Origin of the sequence: Caballeronia terrestris, from assembly GCF_001544515.1 — a bacterium.
GTDB classification, from domain to species: Bacteria; Pseudomonadota; Gammaproteobacteria; order Burkholderiales; family Burkholderiaceae; genus Caballeronia; species Caballeronia terrestris.
On sequence record NZ_FCOL02000197.1, the window covers coordinates 1 to 3,535 of the forward strand.

At 62.1% G+C, this 3,535-nt stretch carries 4 protein-coding genes; 3 read left to right on the plus strand and 1 reads right to left on the minus strand.

Annotated features, from left to right (window positions below):
* On the plus strand, positions 1–273 hold a 273-nt coding region (locus AWB67_RS35110), incomplete at its 5' end, for a DUF3830 family protein (RefSeq protein ID WP_125477825.1).
* Between the two features lie 171 nt (positions 274–444).
* Here the strand turns inward: AWB67_RS35110 and AWB67_RS35115 are convergent.
* Positions 445–897 (minus strand): catalase family protein, encoded by a 453-nt coding sequence (locus tag AWB67_RS35115; RefSeq protein WP_087660511.1) that lies wholly within the window; start codon positions 895–897, stop codon positions 445–447.
* Between the two features lie 128 nt (positions 898–1,025).
* Between AWB67_RS35115 and AWB67_RS35120 the strand changes: the two genes are divergently transcribed.
* Complete coding sequence (locus tag AWB67_RS35120; protein ID WP_159965112.1) at positions 1,026–3,011, plus strand: hybrid sensor histidine kinase/response regulator; 1,986 nt, start codon at positions 1,026–1,028, stop codon at positions 3,009–3,011.
* A 66-nt stretch (positions 3,012–3,077) separates the two neighbouring features.
* Entirely contained in the window at positions 3,078–3,380 is a 303-nt protein-coding gene (locus tag AWB67_RS43635) for a DUF3140 domain-containing protein (protein ID WP_087660513.1), read from the plus strand.
* Positions 3,381–3,535: the final 155 nt, after the last annotated feature.

The window sequence follows — 3,535 nt, forward strand, 5'->3', positions numbered from 1 at the left end:
GTGTGGATTCCGTTGGGCGATTTCGATACCGGGTTAGGTTTCGAAAACCATACGAGCCACGCCTCGCGGGGAGACATTCTGCTCTATCCAGGTGGATTCAGCGAAACCGAGTTCTTGTTTGTCTATGGCAGTTCGATTTTCGCAAGCAAGATGGGCCAGCTTGCCGGGAATCATTTCTTTACCCTGCTCGAAGGCCACGAGCACCTTGCTGACTTTGGAAAGCTGGTCTTATGGTCGGGCGCTCAGGACATCACCTTTACCGTGGCCGACTGATTGGCTCGGCGATGGGCGGACAGAGCGTCTACTATTCTCCCAACTCCAAGGAAGCGCGCGGCTCATACATCGGACATCCGTTGAGCTCGCCGCGAAACCCCGCCGACATTTCATAGGACGGCTGCGCGAACGCATCACCCCGCACAGCGGCCGATGCTCCTGCAGACCATGTCAGGGACAGAACGCCATGCAGTCGTCGATCGCTGCCGAGCGCGCCTCGCTCCAGGCAGCTTGAGGCGCAGCTCTGATGCGCGCAACCGTCACGTACGGGCTTGCGTCTTCGGGCCATTGCACCGAGGCATCTTCGATCGGTATCTTCTCGATGTCGGTGGCGAGTTGAACCCGGACTTCCCACGCGGCGTCGTTGTTCGCAACGAACTCGTTCACCGCATCGCGCAGACCATTGGCTTTGCCATTCACATCAAGCGGCGCATCGGTCAGCGCCGTCAGCCCGGGCGAGACAGGCGCGACGCAGAGCTTGGCACAGTAAAGCCCATGGAAAAACGGCACCGCCGTGTAAAAAGTCTCGCCGAGGATATGCGTCTCCGGATGTCCGCCCAGACTCTTGAGTGTCCCGCTTTCGCCACCGACCGCTTCCAAAGCCACTTCCGCGCCGCGCAGCACTGCGGATAGAACCTTCTTCGCGGCGTTTCAGCAAGCCACCTACCTCGAGACCTTGCGTGCAACGCTCGCCGCTACGCCTTATCCTGTCAAGAATGATCTCCGACCCCAACCATTCCGCTCGAGAACGTTTGCTTCTGGCAGAGAACGAACGCCTGCGAAACGAACTCGTCGCTCTTCGCGCTTCCCAGCAGACAGCATCGAACGCATACGCCGCCCTCGACGCACGTGAGCGCGACCTGTTCTGGCAGGTAAGCCACGACATGCTCGGCATCGCCGATACGCGCTGCGTCTGGACAAGCGTGAATCCCGCCTGGACCACCGTGCTCGGCTGGGAAGCCGACGAAATTCTCGGAAAAACGTCCGAGTGGCTCGAACACCCTGACGATCGGCAAAAGACGCGCGACGAGGTCAGACGCCTCGCCGAAGGCAAAAGCACGCTCACGTTCGAGAACCGCTATCGGACCCGCGCCGGTGACTACCGGATTCTCAGTTGGCGCGCCGAGCCGTTCGACAACCGGTTGTTATGCGTCGCTCGCGACGTCACGCGCGAACGCGAACACGAACTCGCTCTGAGCGATTCCATGGACTTCGCCAGGCTCGCGCTGTCCGCGGTGAGTGGCGTCGGGGTATGGACCTACGATGTGGCGACCGATCGCTTCTTCTGCGACAGGGCCATCTCCGAACTGTATGGCATCGATGCGACAGCGGCGCTCAACGGCATCGCACGCACGGCATTCCTCGCGAACGTCCATGAAGGCGACCGCGCGGCCTTGCGAGCGACGATGGAAGGCGGCCTCGAGCGCAGCGGCGACCTGGAACTCGAATATCGCGTCGCTCATCCCGACGGATCTACCCGATGGGTGCTGTCGCGCGGCCACACGTACTTCGATGAAAGCAACAACCCGGTGCGCCGCACGGGCGTCGGCATCGACATGACGCAGCAGCGGCGGCTCGAGGAACAACTGCGCCAGAGTCTGAAGATGGAAGCCGTCGGGCAATTGACGGGCGGTCTCGCGCACGACTTCAACAACCTGCTGCAGGGCATCACCGGGCCGCTCGAATTGATCCGGCGCCTGGTCGAACTGGGTCGAACGAACACGCTCGGCCGCTATATCGACATGGCGATGTCTTCGGCTCAGCGCGCCGCCGGACTCACGCGACGCCTGCTCGCGTTTGCGCGCAGGCAGCCGCTCGACCCGAACTTCGTCGACGTCAATGAACTGGTTCAGGGCCTCGAAGAACTGCTACGCAGAACCATGGGGGAATCGATTGGTATCGGGTTCAAGCTGGACCCGCAGCCTTGCTGGACCCGTTGCGACGCAAACCAGCTCGAGAGCGCGCTCTTGAATCTCTCGATCAATGCACGCGACGCGATGCACGAAGGCGGCGGCACGCTGACGATCGAAACCTCGCGCGAGCGGGTCGACGAAGAGCAGGCGGCCACTCGACACGACGTTCCAGCGGGCATGTACGTCTGCATTGCGGTAAGCGACACGGGCGCAGGCATGCCCCCCGACGTGCTGAGACAAGCGTTCGAGCCTTTCTTTACCACCAAGCCGCTCGGCCAGGGCACGGGCCTGGGGCTATCGATGGTGTATGGCTTCGCCGGGCAGTCGGGCGGCTTCGCGGCGCTCGAAAGCGAAACGGGTACGGGCACGACCGTCCGGCTCTTCCTGCCCGAGCGGGACGGTCGACTGGAGCAGGCCGCCATGGAGGTTTCCTCGCAAGACGCAGGTCTGCGCGAAACGAAATCGACCGCGACCATCCTCGTCGTCGAAGACGATCCGGACGTGAGGGAGCTCGTGATCGAAGTTCTGAGCGAACTGAACTTCACTGTGCTGCAAGCGTTCGACGGTCCGTCCGGGCTCAAGGAACTTATGTCCGACGCGCGGATCGACCTGCTGATTTCCGACGTCGGCCTGCCCGGCATGAACGGCCGCCAGATGGTCGATGCCGCACGATCGAAGCGCCCTGCGCTGCGCGTACTGTTCATGACGGGCTATACCGAACTGGCTTCCGCACAAGGCGAACTGCTCGACGAAGGCATGCAGATGATCACCAAGCCGTTCAGTATCGAGGCGATCGTCAATCGCGTGCAGGGTTTGCTCGGGTGACGGTCTATCTCCTTTCCCAGATCACCGGCTTGCTCCCGCAGCACTTGCGCGCGAGTGCGCAAGATCATGCGCCGTCGGCCAAAAGACCGGCGAGAACGAGTCGACGGGCACCGCTCGGGACGCCGGATCGTCGAGGTGCTCGCGACCAAGAAGGCCGAATTGACGGCCGGTGATCATGCGCACATGCAGAAGGTTGCCGGCTACACCGAACGGCACAGTGCACAGCGACCACATGACGACATCGAGCATACGGCCTCCGCAGCTTGCCGTAGGGATGTAGTACTACCCGATGCTCGAGCAAGTTGCGATGAGGGGGAAAGTTATGCGATGGGCGGGTGCTTCACGCAGTCGGCCGTCGCCGCCGCCTGAGCGTGTTTGACGAGGGAAGCGATGTCTCTGGTTGGTACCTTGTTGGTCAGACCCAATGCCCTTGGCGGTCTCATTACAGAGAAGGCACGAGAAGCACCTTGGCCGCCGCGGCCAATCCCCGATCCAGATCGGAAAACGCCCGCGCGCCTTCGGAC

Excerpts from the sequence above, each read along its gene's own strand:
- AWB67_RS43635 (WP_087660513.1), top strand. The coding sequence starts at position 3,078 with ATGCGCCGTCGGCCAAAAGACCGGCGAGAACGAGTCGACGGGCACCGC.